This is a genomic window from Aeromonas sp. PI_26 (genome assembly GCF_027854445.1).
GTDB lineage: Bacteria > Pseudomonadota > Gammaproteobacteria > Enterobacterales > Aeromonadaceae > Aeromonas > Aeromonas veronii.
On record NZ_JAJNOE010000019.1, the window covers coordinates 1 to 17,732 of the forward strand.

The 17,732-nt window shown below is 58.6% G+C and carries 20 protein-coding genes; 17 read left to right on the forward strand and 3 right to left on the reverse strand.

What is annotated here, in order from left to right:
• Positions 1–631, forward strand: a 631-nt coding sequence (locus LRL22_RS17480) for an IS3 family transposase (RefSeq protein ID WP_270905959.1), incomplete at its 5' end; no start/stop codon positions are given.
• Positions 632–693: 62 nt separating this feature from the next.
• Here LRL22_RS17480 and LRL22_RS17485 read toward each other — a convergent pair.
• Positions 694–1,566, reverse strand: coding sequence for a U32 family peptidase (locus tag LRL22_RS17485; RefSeq protein WP_270905960.1), 873 nt, complete (start codon positions 1,564–1,566; stop codon positions 694–696).
• A gap of 11 nt (positions 1,567–1,577) precedes the next feature.
• Positions 1,578–2,573, reverse strand: a complete 996-nt coding sequence (gene ubiU / locus LRL22_RS17490) for a ubiquinone anaerobic biosynthesis protein UbiU (protein WP_042080116.1) — start codon at positions 2,571–2,573, stop codon at positions 1,578–1,580.
• 189 nt (positions 2,574–2,762) lie between these two features.
• Between ubiU and ubiT the strand changes: the two genes are divergently transcribed.
• Positions 2,763–3,296, forward strand: a complete 534-nt coding sequence (ubiT, locus tag LRL22_RS17495; protein ID WP_042080117.1) for a ubiquinone anaerobic biosynthesis accessory factor UbiT — start codon at positions 2,763–2,765, stop codon at positions 3,294–3,296.
• Here the strand turns inward: ubiT and LRL22_RS17500 are convergent.
• Positions 3,249–3,665, reverse strand: a complete 417-nt coding sequence (locus LRL22_RS17500) for a hypothetical protein (RefSeq protein ID WP_193859431.1) — start codon at positions 3,663–3,665, stop codon at positions 3,249–3,251. The genes ubiT and LRL22_RS17500 overlap by 48 nt on opposite strands.
• A gap of 187 nt (positions 3,666–3,852) precedes the next feature.
• Here LRL22_RS17500 and trmJ point away from each other — a divergent pair, with 187 nt between their 5' ends.
• The 15 genes from trmJ (at position 3,853) to ispG (ending at position 17,668) form a co-directional block, all read left to right on the forward strand.
• Complete coding sequence (gene trmJ, locus LRL22_RS17505) at positions 3,853–4,575, forward strand: tRNA (cytosine(32)/uridine(32)-2'-O)-methyltransferase TrmJ (protein ID WP_270905961.1); 723 nt, start codon at positions 3,853–3,855, stop codon at positions 4,573–4,575.
• Between the two features lie 92 nt (positions 4,576–4,667).
• Positions 4,668–5,171 (forward strand): Fe-S cluster assembly transcriptional regulator IscR, encoded by a 504-nt coding sequence (gene iscR / locus LRL22_RS17510; RefSeq protein ID WP_026035025.1) that lies wholly within the window; start codon positions 4,668–4,670, stop codon positions 5,169–5,171.
• 53 nt (positions 5,172–5,224) lie between these two features.
• Positions 5,225–6,439: an IscS subfamily cysteine desulfurase gene (locus LRL22_RS17515; RefSeq protein WP_270905962.1), complete on the forward strand. Its 1,215-nt coding sequence runs from the start codon at positions 5,225–5,227 to the stop codon at positions 6,437–6,439.
• A gap of 41 nt (positions 6,440–6,480) precedes the next feature.
• On the forward strand, positions 6,481–6,864 hold the full coding sequence (gene iscU / locus LRL22_RS17520; RefSeq protein WP_005333813.1) for a Fe-S cluster assembly scaffold IscU: 384 nt from the start codon (positions 6,481–6,483) through the stop codon (positions 6,862–6,864).
• A 15-nt stretch (positions 6,865–6,879) separates the two neighbouring features.
• Positions 6,880–7,203: an iron-sulfur cluster assembly protein IscA gene (iscA, locus tag LRL22_RS17525; protein WP_005333812.1), complete on the forward strand. Its 324-nt coding sequence runs from the start codon at positions 6,880–6,882 to the stop codon at positions 7,201–7,203.
• Between the two features lie 118 nt (positions 7,204–7,321).
• Positions 7,322–7,840: a co-chaperone HscB gene (gene hscB / locus LRL22_RS17530; protein WP_270905963.1), complete on the forward strand. Its 519-nt coding sequence runs from the start codon at positions 7,322–7,324 to the stop codon at positions 7,838–7,840.
• 28 nt (positions 7,841–7,868) lie between these two features.
• Positions 7,869–9,716: a Fe-S protein assembly chaperone HscA gene (gene hscA, locus LRL22_RS17535; RefSeq protein WP_270905964.1), complete on the forward strand. Its 1,848-nt coding sequence runs from the start codon at positions 7,869–7,871 to the stop codon at positions 9,714–9,716.
• A gap of 1 nt (position 9,717) precedes the next feature.
• A complete protein-coding gene (gene fdx / locus LRL22_RS17540) occupies positions 9,718–10,056 on the forward strand; it encodes an ISC system 2Fe-2S type ferredoxin (RefSeq protein ID WP_005333808.1) in 339 nt (112 codons plus the stop codon).
• Between the two features lie 173 nt (positions 10,057–10,229).
• Positions 10,230–11,534, forward strand: coding sequence for an aminopeptidase PepB (pepB, locus tag LRL22_RS17545; protein WP_270905965.1), 1,305 nt, complete (start codon positions 10,230–10,232; stop codon positions 11,532–11,534).
• The gene (pepB, locus tag LRL22_RS17550; protein WP_270905966.1) at positions 11,531–12,814 is read left to right on the forward strand and encodes an aminopeptidase PepB; all 1,284 of its coding nucleotides are present in this window, start codon (positions 11,531–11,533) and stop codon (positions 12,812–12,814) included. Before pepB (LRL22_RS17545) ends, pepB (LRL22_RS17550) begins: the two co-directional genes overlap by 4 nt.
• A 267-nt stretch (positions 12,815–13,081) precedes the next feature.
• Positions 13,082–13,510, forward strand: a complete 429-nt coding sequence (gene ndk / locus LRL22_RS17555; protein ID WP_005333805.1) for a nucleoside-diphosphate kinase — start codon at positions 13,082–13,084, stop codon at positions 13,508–13,510.
• Between the two features lie 167 nt (positions 13,511–13,677).
• Positions 13,678–14,781, forward strand: coding sequence for a bifunctional tRNA (adenosine(37)-C2)-methyltransferase TrmG/ribosomal RNA large subunit methyltransferase RlmN (locus LRL22_RS17560; RefSeq protein WP_005344856.1), 1,104 nt, complete (start codon positions 13,678–13,680; stop codon positions 14,779–14,781).
• Between the two features lie 11 nt (positions 14,782–14,792).
• Complete coding sequence (gene tapF, locus LRL22_RS17565; RefSeq protein ID WP_270905967.1) at positions 14,793–15,584, forward strand: PilW family type IVa pilus biogenesis/stability lipoprotein TapF; 792 nt, start codon at positions 14,793–14,795, stop codon at positions 15,582–15,584.
• Positions 15,574–16,542: a cytoskeleton protein RodZ gene (gene rodZ / locus LRL22_RS17570; protein ID WP_270905968.1), complete on the forward strand. Its 969-nt coding sequence runs from the start codon at positions 15,574–15,576 to the stop codon at positions 16,540–16,542. The genes tapF and rodZ overlap by 11 nt, the downstream gene beginning before the upstream one ends.
• A gap of 10 nt (positions 16,543–16,552) precedes the next feature.
• Entirely contained in the window at positions 16,553–17,668 is a 1,116-nt protein-coding gene (gene ispG / locus LRL22_RS17575) for a flavodoxin-dependent (E)-4-hydroxy-3-methylbut-2-enyl-diphosphate synthase (protein ID WP_270905969.1), read from the forward strand.
• Positions 17,669–17,732: the final 64 nt, after the last annotated feature.

Below are 17,732 nucleotides of genomic sequence, written 5' to 3' on the forward strand. Positions count from 1 at the left end.
CAAGGTCGGGCGTGACAGGCTGTTTCAGATATTGGCCGAGCACCGCCTGCTGGTGCAGCCTAAGCGGGCGTATCACAAGACCACCCACAGTTTTCACCGTTTCTACCGTCATCCCAACTTGCTCAAGGCGGGGCCAGAGCAGGTCACACCGGTGGCCCCGGAGCAGGTCTGGGTCGCTGACATCACCTATCTGCCAGCCAGGAGCGGGCCGCTGTACCTGAGCCTGGTGACGGATGCCTACTCACGCAAGATAGTAGGCCACCACGTACACGAAGGAATGCACGCGGAGTCGGTGGCGATGGCGTTCAAGAAAGCACTGAAGCAACGGCGTGGCGACGGTGAACTCATCCATCACTCAGACCGCGGCGTGCAGTATTGCTCTGGGTTGTATCAGTCACTACATGAACGGTACGGGGTGAAATGCTCGATGACGGATGGGTATGACTGTTACCAGAATGCGTTGGCGGAGCGGGTGAACGGGATTTTGAAAGGAGAGTTATTTTTGCAAAGCCCGCAGGATTTAACGCAAGCGCGGGAAATGGTGCGTGAAGCAGTGGATATTTACAACGCGGAGCGGCCGCATCATGCGTTGAAATACAGAACCCCCGATGCAGTACATAGGGGGTTCTGAGTAGAGAAATACTAGTTTAAAATGTGTAAACCTATTTCAGGACTAGACAGCGAATGGCGGGGTTACTCCACCAGGCTCATGCCGGGGATCTGGCGCCAGTAGCCGTTGCAATCGCGATCCTGCTGCAGAACGAGGGGCTGATTGCCCTGCCGGTTGGCTTTGAAGCGGGCCAGCATCTCCAACGTATTCATCCCTTGCGGCGAAAGCCTGACCACATCTACCAGACCTTCCATACCAGCCAGCTCGTTACCCAGGTTATAGCAGTAACCGGACTGGGTCTGGATCCCGTTGAGATTGAACACCCGCTGCCCCTCGCGGCTGTTGGCCAGTCGTCCGGTGGGGTAGTTGATGCAGGCGAGTTCGCAGTTGTCCTTGGGCTTGTCGAGGGATCGGGCGGTGAAGCAGCGCGCCGAATAGGCGAGCGGCAGATGGCCGTAGGCAAACACCTCGACCTCAAATTGGTCGCGCAGGGGGCCCAGATCCTGATTGAGCTGGATCAGCCAGTCACGGGAGAGCTCCACCGGCATGACCCAGCGTTTCATCCCCTGTTTGAGCAACATGCGCAGCACATCGGCGTTATAGGCGTTGATGGCGGGACCACAGACGAAGGGGATCCCTGCCTCCCTGGCGAGTTGCACTGTACCGAGATCGTTGGCTTCGACCATAAGATCGCCATTGTCGACCAGTCGCTTCACCTCCTTGAGCTCGGAAGGGGCGGAGATAAGGGCGAGGGTCGAGAGCACCACCTGCTTGCCGGAGCTGGCCACCTGACGGGCCAGTGCAATCCAGTCATCGACTTTGAGTTCGCGCCGCTTGCTGCAGACTGTCTCCCCCAGATAGATGATGTCGGCCTGACTGTCGGCAGCGGCATGGTAAAAAGCTTCGGTATCGGCTTTGGGCCAGTAGAAGAGCAGAGGCCCGAGAGAAAATTGCATGGGTGGACTCCTTATTGCCACTGACGATGGTAGGCACCGAGGGTAGTCTGGCTACCTTCGGAGACGCGGGCGAGCTGGGCATCCCACTCAGCTTTAACCTGATAGGCCTCGGGATTGGCCTGATAGGCATCGATGGCTGCACGCCAGACCCGGGTCACTTGCTCCACATAGGCGGGGCTGCGCTGGCGCCCTTCAATCTTGACCGACTGGATCCCGGTCTTGAAGAGCTCGGGCAGGAGACCCAGGGTATTGAGACTGGTGGGCTCTTCCAGCGCGTGGTAGGTCTGGCCATCCACGTCGAAACGCCCCTTGCACAGGGTCGGATAGCCAGCATTTTCGCCCGGGCCATAGCGGTCGATCAGCACCTCGTTGAGCCGCGACTCGAGACCATTCGGGGTCTCTTCCCAACGGACGAACTTGGCCGGTGAGCAGGCGCCGACGGTGTTGGGACTCTCGCCAGTCATGTAGGAGGAGAGATAGCAGCGCCCCTCGGCCATGATGCAGAGGCTGCCAAAAGCGAATACCTCAAGGCCAACATCGGTCTCGCGGGCCAGCTGCTTGACCTGATGCATGGAGAGCACCCGGGGCAGCACCACCCGTGTGACATTGAATTGCTGCTGATAGAAGCGAATGGCGGCGGCATTGGTGGCGCTGGCCTGCACCGAGACATGGAGTTCCATCTCGGGGTAGTGGCGGCTGGCATATTCCAGCACGGCGAGATCGGCGATGATTAACGCATCGGCGCCGAGGGCCACCCCGCGATCAACCGCCTGTTTCCATCGAGTATCGGCCCCGGGATGGGCAAAGGTATTGATGGCAATATGCAGCTTGCGACCATGTTGATGCACATAATCTACCGCCTTCTCCAGTTTGCTGTCGGTAAAGTTGAGACCGGCAAAGTGGCGGGCATTGGTGTCATCCTTGAAACCGATATAAACGGCATCGGCCCCGTTATCCACGGCGGTTTTCAGTGCCGGCAAACTGCCTGCCGGACAGAGTAATTCCATTGGTACGCTCCGAGAGTGCATATGAAGGGCAAACGAGCCCTGATTGTATGCAGCCATGCACTCCCGCTTTTTGACCTGAGGCAGCTTTGTGTGGCTTTACCCTTCTTGAGGTAACCCTGCACAAGTTTGATTTCCAACAGGATCTTGACACTCTCCCTGTGTTTGAATGCGCAAAAAAGGGAGTCTATCGTGTTTCAACAACTGCAACGCCGCCTGGTCGAACAGGCTCCGCGCTTCTTGCGCCATCCCCTCAAGCTGGTTCCCTTCAATCTGCAAAAGCAGCTGATGGAGAGTTTGCTGGCCCGGGTTTTCAAAGAGGCTATCGAAGATGGCGATTTCGAGTTTCTGGCAGACAAGTGGCTGAAAGTCGAAGTCTCTGATCTGGAGCTGTGCTGGTTTATCAGTGAGCAGAATGGCCAGCTGGTGGTGGCTCGCGAGTGTGACAAGGCCGATGTCTGCTTCAGCGGTACCGCCAACGACCTGATCCTCATCGCTGGTCGCAAAGAGGATCCGGATTCGCTCTTTTTCCAGCGCAAGCTGAAGATAGAAGGGGATACCGAACTGGGCCTTGAGGTGAAAAACCTGATGGACAGTCTGGATCTCGATGGCTTGCCAAGCCTGATGAAGTATCCCCTGATGGATCTGGCGACGTTTATCGAACGCGCCCGCACCGAGTCAGCGCAGGTTCCGGTGCAGACGGCGCCGGGCGGGATCCCGTCTTAAGTGGACAATCACCCCATGGGCATGGCGACGATAATGGTGCCGTGCCCAGAGGCAACGACAGGCCCACAGACAGGGCACCAAGGCGATGAGTGCCGCAGGGGCGGGCAGCTGTGACATGGCCAGCCCCGCAGCCAGCCAGATGAAGGGCTGCGCTTCATACAGCCACTCCGGCTGTAGCCAGCGTTTGCTCGGAAAGATAATCAGATCGGTACGTCGGTAGCTGGAGCGCATCATCCAGGTCACCGCTCCGGCGATAAACAGCAAGGCGCCTGCAAACCAGAGCAGGGGCTGTTCACTCAACGTAATAATGGCAATGGCTGCCAGCAGGTAGAGGCTGGGCAATCTCTCATAGATAAAGGGAGGAAGCATGGCGTGGTGTCTCCTGTGCCGTTTATCGGATATCCATCAAGTTTAGCCCCCCCATCTCACTTCCCTCATGCTGGTTTGTTATACAAACGGGTAGTTTTGTTCTGAAATGGCTCGGCTTTTACGGTGCCAACATCGTGTTCTCTTATGTTACAATTGCGCGCCATTTTTGACTGAAGATTGACTGGGCATGTTGGATCAGATTCGTATCGTTTTGGTAAACACCTCCCATACCGGCAACATGGGGTCTGCGGCACGCGCCATGAAGACCATGGGGTTGACCCAGCTGGTATTGGTTGATCCGCAAGCCTTGCCGGATGACAATGCCTTCGCCTTGGCTGCTGGTGCCAGCGATGTGCTTGCCAATGCCCGTATCGTCCCGACTCTGGACGACGCGATTGCCGATTGTGGTTTGGTGATTGGCACCAGCGCCCGCTCTCGAACCCTGAGCTGGCCCATGCTCGATCCCCGTGAGGCCGGCGAAAAGTCGATAGTCGAGGGGATGCAGCACCCGGTCGCGCTGGTGTTTGGCCGTGAACGCACCGGTCTCACCAACGACGAATTGCAAAAGTGCCACTACCACGTGGCCATTCCGGCCAATCCTGATTACAGCTCTCTCAATCTGGCCATGGCGGTGCAGACCCTCTGTTACGAAGTGCGGATGCGCTGGCTGCAGGGGCAGGCCGCCGAGCCTGAAGAGGAGATGGCCTATCCGAGTGCCGCCCAGCTGGAAGGGTTTTATCAGCACCTGGAACAAACCCTGATGAAGACCGGTTTTATTGCCGATGACCATCCGGGTCATGTGATGAGCAAGCTGCGTCGCCTGTTCAATCGGGCTCGGCCGGAAGCAGCTGAGCTCAACATTCTGCGCGGTATTCTGACCTCGGTGCAGAAAGCGCGCGTACCGGATTAATCCGACTGATTTACTCAACCATATACTTGACTGATTTGGTCGGGTATGTGACCATGTGCCCCATTAAATTGCTTCGCAAGACGGTAAGGCACATGAGACTGACTTCAAAAGGACGTTACGCTGTAACCGCCATGCTCGACGTGGCGCTGCATGCAGAGCAGGGGCCCGTCCCCCTTGCCGATATTTCCGAGCGCCAGGGCATCTCGTTGTCCTATCTCGAGCAGCTCTTTGCCCGCCTGCGCAAACATGGTCTGGTGAGCAGCGTGCGTGGCCCGGGCGGTGGTTATCGCCTCGGGTTGGCCCCTGGCGAGATTTCGGTTGGTCAGGTGATCACCGCGGTCGATGAGTCGGTCGATGCAACCAAGTGCCTCGGCAAGGGCGGCTGCCACGGTGGTACCCAGTGTCTGACTCACTCCCTGTGGCGCGACCTGAGTGAGCGGATCTCCAGCTTCCTCGGGGATATCACTCTGGCCGAGCTGGTACGCCAGGCCGATGTGCGCCGCATTGCCGGCAAGCAAGATGAACAAATGAAGACCGTGTTGTCCCTGGTTGATCGGGCAGAACACGGCGATGTGAGCTTGAAAGTCCAACTATAAACGTGCTTTCCACAGCGGGACTCTGTATGACCCGGACTGTGACGGAGAAAAACATGAAACTGCCTATTTACCTTGATTATTCGGCAACCTGTCCGGTGGACCCGCGTGTCGCAGAAAAAATGATGCAGTGTCTCACCATGGATGGCCTGTTCGGCAATCCGGCCTCTCGTTCTCACCGCTTTGGCTGGCAAGCCGAAGAGGCGGTGGATCTGGCCCGTAATCAAGTGGCAGATCTGATCGGTGCCGATCCCCGCGAGATCGTCTTCACTTCCGGTGCGACCGAATCCAATAACCTGGCCATCAAGGGTGTTGCCCACTTCTATGCCAGCAAGGGCAAGCACATCATCACCTCCAAGACCGAACACAAGGCGGTGCTCGATACCTGCCGCCAGCTGGAGCGTGAAGGGTTCGAGGTGACCTATCTTGAGCCGATGCCCAACGGCCTGTTCACTATCGAGATGATCGAGAATGCCATGCGTGATGACACCATCTTGGTCAGCATCATGCATGTGAACAACGAAATCGGCGTGGTTCAGAACATTTCCGCCATCGGCGAGTTGTGCCGTTCCCGCAAGATCCTGCTGCACGTGGATGCCGTTCAGAGTGTGGGCAAGATCCCGGTAGATGTGGAAGCACTGAAAGTGGATCTGCTCTCCGTCTCTGCGCACAAGGTGTATGGTCCGAAAGGGATCGGTGCACTGTTTGTTCGCCGTAAACCCCGCGTTCGTCTGGAAGCCCAGATGCACGGTGGCGGCCACGAGCGCGGCATGCGTTCCGGTACTCTGCCGACCCACCAGATCGTCGGGATGGGCGAAGCTTTCCGCATCGCCAAAGAAGAGATGGTGAGCGAAGGCGAGCGCATCTTGGCTCTGCGCCAGCGTCTGTGGAATGGCATCAAGGACATTGAAGCCGTCTACATCAATGGCGATCTGGAGCAACGTGTTCCGGGTAACCTCAACGTCAGCTTTGCCTATGTGGAAGGGGAATCCCTCATCATGGCGCTGAAAGATTTGGCAGTCTCTTCCGGTTCGGCCTGTACCTCCGCCAGCCTGGAACCTTCCTATGTGCTGCGCGCACTGGGTCTGAACGACGAGCTGGCACACAGCTCCATCCGTTTCAGCATGGGTCGCTTCACCACCGAGGAAGAGATTGACTACGCGGTCAAGCTTATTCGTGACTCCATCGGTCGTCTGCGCGAGATGTCCCCCCTGTGGGAGATGTACAAAGACGGCGTCGATCTGAACACGGTCGAATGGGCTCATCACTGATCCACCGGGTCAGTGAGCAACAGAATTAGCAGGAGTGAGATATGGCTTACAGTGAAAAAGTAATCGACCACTACGAGAATCCTCGCAACGTCGGTGGTTTCGACAAGAATGATCCCAGCGTTGCAACCGGCATGGTCGGTGCGCCCGCCTGTGGCGACGTGATGAAGCTGCAACTGAAGATCAGCGACGAAGGCATCATCGAAGATGCCAAGTTCAAGACCTACGGCTGCGGTTCCGCCATCGCCTCCAGCTCCCTGGTGACCGAATGGGTCAAGGGCAAGACCCTGGACGAAGCGGCTGGCATCAAGAACACCGATATCGCTGAAGAGTTGGCCCTGCCACCGGTGAAGATCCACTGCTCCATTCTGGCTGAGGACGCCATCAAGGCCGCCATCGCCGATTACAAGCAGAAGAAAGGTCTCTAAGCGCCGGAGAGCAGTATGGCTATTACCATGACAGATGCCGCCGCGGCACGGGTTTCCTCTTTTCTGGCTAACCGGGGCAAGGGCATTGGCCTGCGCCTCGGCGTCAAAACCACCGGCTGCTCCGGTCTGGCCTACGTGCTTGAGTTCGTTGATGAACTGACCGATGAGGATCAGGTGTTCGAGCAGCAGGGCGTCAAGATTATTGTTGATGCCAAGAGCCTGATCCATCTGGATGGCACCGAGCTGGATTTCGTCAAGGAGGGCCTCAACGAGGGCTTCCAGTTCAACAATCCCAATGCCAAAGGCGAGTGTGGTTGCGGCGAAAGCTTCAGTGTCTGAGATGTTTGACGTCAATGATCCTTCGTCTGTGGTTGAGCGGGTCGCCGATGACCCGTTCAACCACATCTCATTTGCCAGGGGCGAGTGAGGTTGTGGCGAACGTTTCCAAGAGGTTTGCATGAATCATTTCGAGCTGTTTGGGCTGGTTGAAGGCTTCGAGCTCGATACCCGTCAGTTGGCTGATACCTACCGCCAGCTGCAAACCCAATTCCATCCTGATCGTTTTGCCACTGCCCCCGAACGGGAGCAGCTGGCTGCCGTGCAACGTGCCGCCCAGATCAACGAAGCATTCACCACCCTCAAGGCGCCGCTGCGCCGTGCCGAATATCTGCTCTCCCTGCGTGGCACTGATATCCGTGGTGAACAGCAGACTCTGCAAGATACCGCGTTTCTGATGCAGCAGCTGGAGTGGCGCGAGCGTCTGGCCGATCTGAAAGATAACGCCGACCCTGAGCGCGCCATCAAGGATTTTCGCAGCGAGATCAGGCATGATCACCAGATGTTGATGCAGCAGCTGACCGAGTCTCTTGCCGCCGGCAGAGATCTCGTTGCCGCTGATTGCGTTCGCAAACTCAAGTTTGTCGACAAGCTCCTCGAAGAGCTGGAACGATTCGAAGACTCGCTTCTCGAGTCTTGATCCTTTAACGCTGGAAGTTTCATTACCCATGGCATTACTGCAAATCGCCGAACCCGGCCAGAGCGCTGTTCCCCATCAGCACAAACGTGCCGTCGGCATCGATCTCGGCACCACCAATTCTCTCGTCGCTGCGGTTCGCAGTGGTCACGCTGATACCCTTTGCGATGAGCAAGGGCGCGACCTGCTCCCGTCAGTGGTGCATTATCAAAGCGACGCCATTCGAGTCGGAATTGATGCCAAGCGCGAAGCGGCACTCGATCCTCACAACACTATCGTCTCGGTCAAACGGATGATGGGCAAGGCGTTGGCCGATATCGACACCCGCCAGCAGCCTTACCAGTTTGTTGCCGCCGACAATGGCATGCCGCAACTGCAAACCCGTCAGGGGCTGGTCAATCCGGTGCAGGTATCGGCCGAGATTCTCAAAAAGCTGGCCGAGCGTGGCGCCCAGACACTCGGGGGCGATCTCGATGGCGTGGTCATTACCGTGCCCGCCTATTTCGATGATGCCCAGCGTCAGGGCACCAAGGATGCGGCCCGTCTGGCCGGTCTGCACGTACTGCGTCTGCTCAACGAGCCGACTGCGGCCGCGATTGCCTATGGCCTCGACTCCGGTCAGGAAGGGGTGATCGCGGTTTACGATCTGGGGGGCGGCACCTTCGATATCTCCATCCTGCGTCTGCACCGCGGTGTATTTGAAGTGATGGCGACCGGCGGCGATTCCGCTCTCGGCGGCGATGACTTCGATCACCTGCTGGCAGACTGGATCAAGGAGCAGGCGGGCCTCTCCGGTGAGCTGGATGCCCATCTGCAGCGCGAATTGCTGGATGTGGCCGCGGCCGTCAAGCACGGCCTCACCGATACCGACAGCGTTCCCTGCACCTTTGCCGGCTGGCAGGGTTCAGTGAGCCGCAGCCAGTTTGATGAACTCATCACCCCGCTGGTGAAACGGACCTTGCTGGCCTGTCGCCGCGCCCTGCGCGATGCGGGCCTTGAGCAGGTGGAAGTGCTGGAAGTGGTGATGGTCGGTGGCTCCACCCGGGTGCCGTTGGTGCGTGAACTGGTGGGCGAGTTCTTCCAGCGTACGCCGCTGACCAGCATCGATCCGGATAAAGTGGTCGCCATCGGCGCCGCCATCCAGGCCGATATTCTGGTGGGCAACAAGCCTGATGCCGAGATGCTGCTGCTGGACGTTATCCCCTTGTCGCTGGGTCTGGAGACCATGGGTGGCCTCGCCGAGAAAGTGATCCCGCGCAACACCACCATTCCGGTGGCCCGTGCCCAGGAGTTCACCACCTTCAAGGATGGTCAGACCGCCATGGCCATTCACGTGGTACAGGGTGAACGCGAACTGGTGGCCGATTGCCGCTCCCTGGCCCGCTTTACCCTGACCGGCATTCCGCCGATGGCCGCCGGCGCCGCCCATATTCGCGTCACCTTCCAGGTGGATGCGGATGGTCTGCTCTCGGTCAGCGCCATGGAGAAATCTTCCGGCGTGCAGGCCGAGATCCAGGTCAAGCCCTCTTACGGGCTGGCGGAGCAGGATATCCTCAACATGCTGAGCGCCTCCATCGAGAACGCCCAGCAGGATATGGATGCCCGCATGCTGGCCGAGCAGCAGGTTGAAGCCGACCGGGTGGTCGAGAGTCTCAATGCCGCGCTGGCCGCTGATGGCGATGCCCTGCTCAATGCTGCCGAGCGTGCCGAGATTGATGCCGCCATCGCCCATCTGCTGACCATGCGCAACAGCGGCGCAACCCATCAAATCAAAGAAGCCATTGAGGCAGCCGATGCTGTCAGTGGCGAGTTTGCAGCCCGCCGGATGGACGCCTCCATCCGCAAGGTGCTGACCGGACAAAACGTCAACAAGGTGTAATATGCCAAAACTGATCATTCTTCCTCATCCCGTACTCTGTCCGGATGGCGCCGCCCTCGAGGGGCAAAGCGGCGAGACCATTCTGGATGTGGCGCTGCGCAACGGTATCGAAATCGAGCATGCCTGCGAGAAATCCTGTGCCTGCACTACCTGCCACTGCGTGGTGCGCGAGGGCTTTGACTCGCTCGAGCCAAGTGACGAGCTGGAAGACGACATGCTGGACAAGGCGTGGGGGCTGGAGCCGGAATCCCGTCTCAGTTGCCAGGCAAAATTGGCGGACGAGGATCTGGTGGTGGAACTGCCCAAGTACACCCTGAACCTTGCCTCTGAACGCCATTAATTACACATGAGTGAATTGCACGTGCAGCATCCTGTGGTGCTTCAGTGATATGGTGGAAGGCCGTGACCCTCGGGGGCACGGCCTTTTTTGTATTCGTTATTCTCTCTTTGCCAATAAGCTCTTTCCCATAAAGAGTGCTTATACATAGTGCCAGTAAAAAGGAAGCAAACACGATGGCTGACATGATGAAGGTAGCGTTATCCACCCAGGCTGCGGCCGCCTATTGGGGCGAGGGCGCCCAGCTCAGTTTCAATGGCGACGAGGCACTGATCCATCTTGGTGCCGCCGGTCAGGAGAAGGATGTTCTGCGCACCGTTCAGCGCGCCGCCCGTCGCCTCGAATCGAGCGGGATCAAGCGGGTGACGCTGGTCGGTGAAGGCTGGGATCTGGAGCGTCGCTACGCGTTCGCCCAGGGGTTCTACGCCGCCAAGGGAGCGCGTGAACTGGATTTTGGCCAGCAGAGCGATGCGGACGCCCGTGAACTGGATGCACTGCTCAAGGCGGCTCGCTGGGTACGTGACATCACCAATGGCTGTCCGGAAGAGATCTACCCCATGAGTCTGGCGGAATCGGCCCTGTTGCTCATTCGTGGTCTGGCCGGGGATCAGGTTACTGCCCGCATCACCGCCGGTGAAGCGCTGCGCGAGTCCGGCCATATCGGGATCTGGTCGGTTGGCCGTGGCAGCGAGCGCGAGCCTGTGCTGCTGGAGCTCGACTACAACCCGACCGGTGATCGCAATGCGCCCGTGGTGGCGGCGCTGGTGGGCAAGGGGATCACTTTTGATTCCGGTGGCTACTCCATGAAGTCCTCTGACAACATGCTGCCGATGAAGTCCGACATGGGGGGCGCAGCCATGGTGACCGGTGCGCTGGCGCTGGCTATCAGCCGCGGTCTGAACCAGCGGGTGAAGCTCATTCTCTGCTGCGCCGAGAACCTGGTCTCCGGCCACGCCTTCAAGCTGGGCGACATCCTTACCTACAAAAACGGCATTTCGGTCGAGATCCAGAACACCGATGCGGAAGGGCGTCTGGTGCTAGCCGATGGCCTGATGGCGGCCTCCGACAGCGGTGCAGCTTATATCCTTGACGCAGCCACCCTGACCGGCGCCGCCAAGATGGCGCTGGGCCGCGACTACAATGCGGTGTTTGCCCTCGATGAGACCGAACAGCTGCGTGCGCTGGCCGCCGCCAAGGTGGAAAACGAACAGGCGTGGGCGCTGCCGCTGGAACCCTGGCATGCCAGCCAGCTCACCTCGGCCTTTGCCGATCTGGGCAACGTCGCCTCAGCCGAAGGCACGGCCGGTGCCACCACGGCTGCAGCGTTCCTTTCCCGCTTCGTGCGCGATGAGGGCAAAGGCTGGGTGCACCTGGATCTGGCAGCCTCCTATCAGAAATCGGGCAATGATCTCTGGGCGACCGGCGCCAAGGGGCACGGTCTGCGTACCATCGCACGCTGGCTGCAGGAGGTGACCGCATGAATGTCTGGCTGAGTCGTGAATTTGCACCGGCCGGGTGGGGGGAGGGGGCGCTGCTCTCTCACCGTGCCGACGGCATGGTGATCCATCTGGTGACGGCCAATCCGCTGCTCGATATCCAGCAAGCGGCCCGTCGCCTCTGCCAGCAGGGGATCCAGAAAGTGACCCTGGCTGGTCATTGGGAGCGTGAACAGCAGTGGGCTTTTGCCCAAGGGCTGCAAACCCCCAAGGCGGAGGTGCAACTGCAGTGGGCCATGTCCTCGGAAGAGGACAGAGAGGAGCTGGAAGCGCGTTGGCTCTGCGGCCGCTGGGTGCGCGAGATGACCAATGCCACCCCGGAGCAGTTGGGCCCGCTGGAGCTGGCGGTGGAAGCTGCCTCTTTTATTACCGAGCTGGCGCCGGACAAGGTGAGTCATCGCATTTTGAAAGGCGAAGCGCTGCAACAGGCGGGCTGGGTCGGCCTCTATCAGGTGGGCCGCGGCAGTGCGCGCGAACCGGTATTGCTGGAGCTCGACTTCAACCCGGGGCGTGACCCCAAGGCGCCGGTGGCAGCAGCGCTGGTGGGCAAGGGGATCACCTTTGACTCCGGCGGCTACTCCATGAAGAGCTCCGAGGGGATGCTCACCATGAAGTGCGACATGGGGGGCGCGGCGATTGTCACCGGTGCGCTGGCGCTGGCCATGCTGCGCGGGCTCGACAAGCGGGTGAAGCTGATCCTCTGCTGCGCCGAGAACCTGGTCTCCGGCCACGCCTACAAGCTGGGCGACATCCTCACCTACAAGAACGGTACCACAGTCGAGATTGTGAATACCGATGCCGAAGGGCGGCTGGTGCTGGCCGATGGCTTGCAACTGGCGAGCGAGTCCGGCGCACCGCTGATCATCGATGCCGCGACCCTGACCGGCGCTGCTGTGATGGCGCTGGGTGGGCGCTACAATGCTCTGTTCGGCCTCGACAAAGGGTTGGTAAGTCGGGCCATGACCTATGCCGATGCCGAGCATGAGCCAGCCTGGCCGTTGCCGCTGGAGCCCTGGCACCGCCAGCAGTGCCCTTCCCATTACGCCGACACGGCCAACAGCCGTCCGGTGAAGGGGGGCGGGCCGGGTGGCGCCTCCAACGCGGCGGGTTTCCTCTCCCGTTTCGTTGCCAACGAAGGGATGGGCTGGCTGCATATCGATCTGGCCGCCTGCTTCAGTGACAACGGCGATGCCCTCTGGGCGCCGGGAGCTAATACTCTGGGGATGCGCACCATAGCGCGGGCCTTGCTGGCGGAAGCCAAATAGGCGAGACAAGGCACCTTCGGGTGCCTTTTTCATGCTGTTCGAATTGTGAACAAAAGATGGGGTTTTGGCGGCTTAAGGTAACTATCGTGCGCAAGCGCACATATTTTCCGGCTCTGCTCGGTCAAGATGAGTGTGGATGTTGATTGCAAGGGAGTGATGTTTAATAAAAAGTTGCTTGTTTGTGTGTTTTTCCGGTTTTTGTTTACGTATAATCGCCAGCGAACATGGATTCTAACAATAAAACTCTGTAGTTAAGGAAAGATATCAATGGCCATCGAACGTACCTTCTCTATCGTTAAACCGGATGCTGTCAGCAAGAACCTGATCGGTGCCATCTATAGCCGTTTCGAAAGCGCAGGCTTGAAAGTGGTGGCATCCAAAATGCTGCACATGAGCAGTGAACAGGCTGCCGGTTTCTATGCCGAGCATCAGGGCAAGCCTTTTTATGACAATCTGGTCAGCTTCATGACCTCTGGCCCTGTCATGGTACAGGTGCTGGAAGGGGAAGACGCCATCCGTCGCAATCGCGAGATCATGGGTGCTACCAACCCGAAAGAGGCGCTGGCTGGTACCTTGCGTGCCTGTTATGCCGAGAGCATCGATCGCAACGCAGTACATGGCTCCGATGCACCGGCATCCGCTGCCCGCGAAATTGCCTACTTCTTCTCTGACAACGAGATCTGCCCGCGCGGCTGATTTTTGTGGATGATGACCCAAGGGAGCCTCGGCTCCCTTTGTTGTTTTCGCCGTTTACGCAATATCCCTCTATTCTCCAGGTGGAAAGCCAGACCCATTATTTGTACAATGCCGCCCCCTGACGTCGTCAGCCAATAATTGATGAAGTGTTTGAACTGAGGCCATTGATGAGCGAAACAAAAATCAACCTGCTGGATCTTGATCGGGATGCCATGCGTGCCTTTTTCGTCGAACTGGGCGAGAAGCCATTCCGGGCAGATCAGGTCATGAAGTGGATCTATCACTTTGGGTGTGATGATTTCGATCAGATGACCAACGTCAACAAGGTGCTCAAAGAGCGCCTCAAGGCGATCGCCGAGATCAAGGCGCCCGAGATCAGCCGCGAGCAGCGCTCTGCCGATGGCACCATCAAGTGGGCCTTGCAGGTGGGCGATCAGGAGGTCGAGACCGTCTACATCCCGGAAGATGACCGCGCGACCCTCTGCGTCTCCTCTCAAGTTGGCTGTGCGCTGGAGTGCAAGTTCTGCTCCACGGCTCAACAAGGCTTCAACCGCAATCTGAAAGTCTCCGAGATCATCGGTCAGGTGTGGCGTGCTGCCCGTGTGGTCGGTGGCAAGCGTCCCATCACCAACGTGGTGATGATGGGGATGGGCGAGCCGCTGCTCAACCTCGCCAACGTGGTGCCCGCCATGCGTCTGATGATGGATGACTACGGCTTTGGCATCTCCAAGCGCCGGGTGACCATCTCCACCTCTGGCGTGGTACCTGCGCTGGACAAGCTGGGCGACCAGATCGACGTGGCGCTGGCTATCTCCCTGCACGCCCCGAACGACAAGCTGCGTTCAGAGATCATGCCGATCAACGACAAATACAACATCGAGGAGTTCCTCGCCGGTGTCCGTCGCTACCTGGCCAAATCCAATGCCAACGGTGGTCGGGTAACCGTCGAGTATGTGCTGCTCGATCATATCAATGACGATATGCAGCATGCGCACGAGCTGGCCAAGGTGCTCAAGGACACTCCGAGCAAGATCAACCTGATCCCGTTCAACCCCTTCCCGGGCAACCCTTACGGCAAGCCGAGCAACAGCCGTATCGATCGCTTCTCCAAGGTGCTGATGGAGTACGGTTTCACCGTGATTGTCCGTAAGACCCGTGGTGATGACATCGATGCCGCCTGTGGTCAGCTGGTGGGTGACGTGATTGACCGTACCAAGCGAACTATCAAAAATCGGATGCAACAGGATGGGATTTCCGTCAAAATGGTTTAAATGCTAAGCCATTGTATAGACAGGGAATGGATACACGTACATTGATCGTAGTGGCAGCGCTCTGTGCGCTGCCAGGCTGTGTGACCGAGACCACTTACGCTGGCCAGAACTCGACCCAGCGTGAAGTGGGTCCTGACCTCAAGGCGGCTGCCCAAACCCGCCTCGATCTGGGTATCCAGTACCTGCGTCAGGGCAATGCCGAGCAGGCCAAGTTCAATCTTGACCGCGCCCTCCAGTATGACCCCTCCAACCCCCAGATCCAGATCGGTTTTGCCTACTTTTACCAGAAGGTAGGGGATTTCAAGGCAGCCGAGATCCATTACAAGAACGCCCTTGCCATGGATCCGTCCAATGCTGACGCAATGAACAACTATGGTGCCTTCCTCTGTGATCGCGGCAGGTATGCCGAGGCAGATCAGGCGTTCAACCAGGCTGTTATTCAGCCAGGCTACGTAAAAATTGCCGATACCTATGAAAATGCGGCACTTTGTGCGCTGCAAAATCGCAGAAATGATAAAGCAGGCGAGTACTATCGCCTGGCCTTGGGGTATAATCCCCGCAATCCAGGGTTATTGCTGGACTTGGCCGAGCTTTCCATGAAAGATGGCAAGCTGCCTGATGTGCAATCCTACCTCGCCCGTTTTGCCAATGTGTCAGACGAGAACGAGGAGAGTCTCTGGTTGAGACTTCGGCTGGCACAGGCGATGGACAAGCCGGCATTACTTCACCAATTCGGGACTGAGCTGGTAAGGCAATATCCCACTTCGCAACAAGCCAAGCGTTATTTAGCCAATGACTATTGAACAGCAACACGATTTCCAAGACGACTCCCAGGCAGTAGGCCCAGGCCAATTGCTGCGCAACGCCCGTGAACAGCTTGGCTGGACACGAGAACAAGTTGCGTCCCGCATTCACCTTCGTCTGACCCTGATCGCCGCTATCGAATCGGATACCTACGACAAGCACACCTCCCATACCTTTATTCGGGGCTATCTGCGTACCTATGCCAAGCTGGTCGGGATCCCCGACGAGACCATTCTGGCCGCTTACGACAAGCTGGGTCTGACTCCTCCCGACAATATCGACATGCAGAGCTTCTCCCGTCGCTCCCGCCAGCAAGCCAACGACAGTCGGCTCAAGGTGGTGACCTGGCTGGTGATCCTGGTGTTGATTGCGCTCTCGGTCGCCTGGTGGTGGCAGAGTACTTCCCGTCGCTCCGCCGGTGATGAAGCGCTGGCAGCCACCGAGATGAGTGCAACCGGTTCGACTCCGGCTGAACCTGCTATCACGCCGCCCGATGCGATCAACACCGCCCCGGTGGAAGGCGCAGCCAACGCACCGGCAGCTACGGACGTGATTGCCCCTGCGGTGGTCTCCGATGCGACTGCTACCCTGGCGCCTGTTTCTGCGGCTGTTGCCCCGAGCGATGTCAGCGCGGCTGTCGGCACTGCGACCGATGCAGCGGTATCCGGCGCCAATGGCACTGAATCTGAAGAGGTTGTCGTTGATCCGGCGACTGCGCCGCAACTGAAGATGAGCTTCACCGCCGATTGCTGGCTGGATGTGAAGGATGCCAACGGCAAGACCCTGTTCAGTGGTCTGAAGAAGGCCAACGACGAGCTGGTGCTGGAAGGTGCCGAGCCCCTGAGGTTCATCATTGGCGCGCCCATGGCCGTCAAGCTTGACTACAAGGGTCAGTCGTTTGATATGAGCCGTTACAACAACGGTCGTACAGCCCGCTTCTCACTGCCGCAGGAGTAATCTGTTTCCCATGTCTTCTCACGAATCACCCATCATTCGTCGTAAATCCAGACAGATCATGGTTGGTAATGTACCGGTTGGGGGCGATGCCCCCATTACCGTGCAGACCATGACCAACACCAAGACCACAGATGTCGCCGCCACCATCGAGCAGATCCAGCGGATCGAGCGGGTCGGTGCCGATATCGTCCGTGTCTCCGTGCCCACCATGGAAGCGGCGGAAGCTTTCCGGCTCATCAAACATCAGACCCGCATCCCCATCGTTGCCGATATCCACTTCGACTATCGCATCGCCCTGAAAGTGGCCGAGTACGGTGCCGACTGCCTGCGTATCAACCCGGGCAACATCGGCAACGAGCAGCGGGTGCGATCTGTGGTCGATTGCGCGCGCGACCTCAATATCCCGATCCGTATCGGGGTCAATGGCGGGTCGCTGGAGAAAGATATCCAGGAGAAGTACGGCGAGCCGACCCCAGAGGCGCTGGTGGAGTCCGCCATGCGTCACGTGGACTATCTCGATCGTCTCGATTTCCAGGACTTCAAGGTGAGCGTCAAGGCCTCCGATGTGTTCCTGGCAGTCGGTGCCTATCGCCTGCTGGCCAAGCAGATCGAGCAGCCGCTGCACCTTGGCATCACCGAAGCGGGCGGTTTCCGTGCCGGCGCGGTGAAGTCTGCCATCGGTCTGGGCATGCTGCTTACCGACGGCATCGGCGATACCCTGCGTATCTCGCTGGCGGCGGATCCGGTGGAGGAGGTGAAGGTCGGTTTCGATATCCTCAAATCCCTCCGTATTCGCTCCCGTGGCATCAACTTTATCGCTTGCCCATCCTGCTCACGGCAGGAGTTCGATGTGATCGCTACCGTCAACGCACTGGAAGAGCGGCTCGAAGATATCATCACCCCGATGGATGTCTCCATCATCGGTTGCGTGGTGAATGGCCCGGGCGAAGCACTGGTCTCCGATCTTGGTCTGGCGGGTGCCGCCAACAAGAGTGCCTTCTATGAAGGGGGCCAGCGGGTCGATCGGCTCGACAACAAGGATCTCATTCCAACTCTGGAGCGCCGCATTCGCGCCCGCGCCGCCATGCTGGATCCCGCTAACCGGATCCCGATGGACAAGGAGTGAGCGAAACAGGGCCACATTGGGTGGCCCTGTTTCCAGGTGACTGATTTTAAATCCCGCATCCGGA

What these genes read in the sequence shown, in the direction of transcription:
- LRL22_RS17485 (WP_270905960.1), bottom strand. Translation starts at nt 1,566, where the DNA reads ATGCAATTTTCTCTCGGGCCTCTGCTCTTCTACTGGCCCAAAGCCGAT.
- ubiU (WP_042080116.1), bottom strand. Translation starts at nt 2,573, where the DNA reads ATGGAATTACTCTGTCCGGCAGGCAGTTTGCCGGCACTGAAAACCGCC.
- LRL22_RS17500 (WP_193859431.1), bottom strand. Translation starts at nt 3,665, where the DNA reads ATGCTTCCTCCCTTTATCTATGAGAGATTGCCCAGCCTCTACCTGCTG.
- trmJ (WP_270905961.1), top strand. Translation starts at nt 3,853, where the DNA reads ATGTTGGATCAGATTCGTATCGTTTTGGTAAACACCTCCCATACCGGC.
- iscR (WP_026035025.1), top strand. Translation starts at nt 4,668, where the DNA reads ATGAGACTGACTTCAAAAGGACGTTACGCTGTAACCGCCATGCTCGAC.
- LRL22_RS17515 (WP_270905962.1), top strand. Translation starts at nt 5,225, where the DNA reads ATGAAACTGCCTATTTACCTTGATTATTCGGCAACCTGTCCGGTGGAC.
- iscU (WP_005333813.1), top strand. Translation starts at nt 6,481, where the DNA reads ATGGCTTACAGTGAAAAAGTAATCGACCACTACGAGAATCCTCGCAAC.
- iscA (WP_005333812.1), top strand. Translation starts at nt 6,880, where the DNA reads ATGGCTATTACCATGACAGATGCCGCCGCGGCACGGGTTTCCTCTTTT.
- hscB (WP_270905963.1), top strand. Translation starts at nt 7,322, where the DNA reads ATGAATCATTTCGAGCTGTTTGGGCTGGTTGAAGGCTTCGAGCTCGAT.
- hscA (WP_270905964.1), top strand. Translation starts at nt 7,869, where the DNA reads ATGGCATTACTGCAAATCGCCGAACCCGGCCAGAGCGCTGTTCCCCAT.
- fdx (WP_005333808.1), top strand. Translation starts at nt 9,718, where the DNA reads ATGCCAAAACTGATCATTCTTCCTCATCCCGTACTCTGTCCGGATGGC.
- pepB (WP_270905965.1), top strand. Translation starts at nt 10,230, where the DNA reads ATGGCTGACATGATGAAGGTAGCGTTATCCACCCAGGCTGCGGCCGCC.
- pepB (WP_270905966.1), top strand. Translation starts at nt 11,531, where the DNA reads ATGAATGTCTGGCTGAGTCGTGAATTTGCACCGGCCGGGTGGGGGGAG.
- ndk (WP_005333805.1), top strand. Translation starts at nt 13,082, where the DNA reads ATGGCCATCGAACGTACCTTCTCTATCGTTAAACCGGATGCTGTCAGC.
- LRL22_RS17560 (WP_005344856.1), top strand. Translation starts at nt 13,678, where the DNA reads ATGAGCGAAACAAAAATCAACCTGCTGGATCTTGATCGGGATGCCATG.
- rodZ (WP_270905968.1), top strand. Translation starts at nt 15,574, where the DNA reads ATGACTATTGAACAGCAACACGATTTCCAAGACGACTCCCAGGCAGTA.
- ispG (WP_270905969.1), top strand. Translation starts at nt 16,553, where the DNA reads ATGTCTTCTCACGAATCACCCATCATTCGTCGTAAATCCAGACAGATC.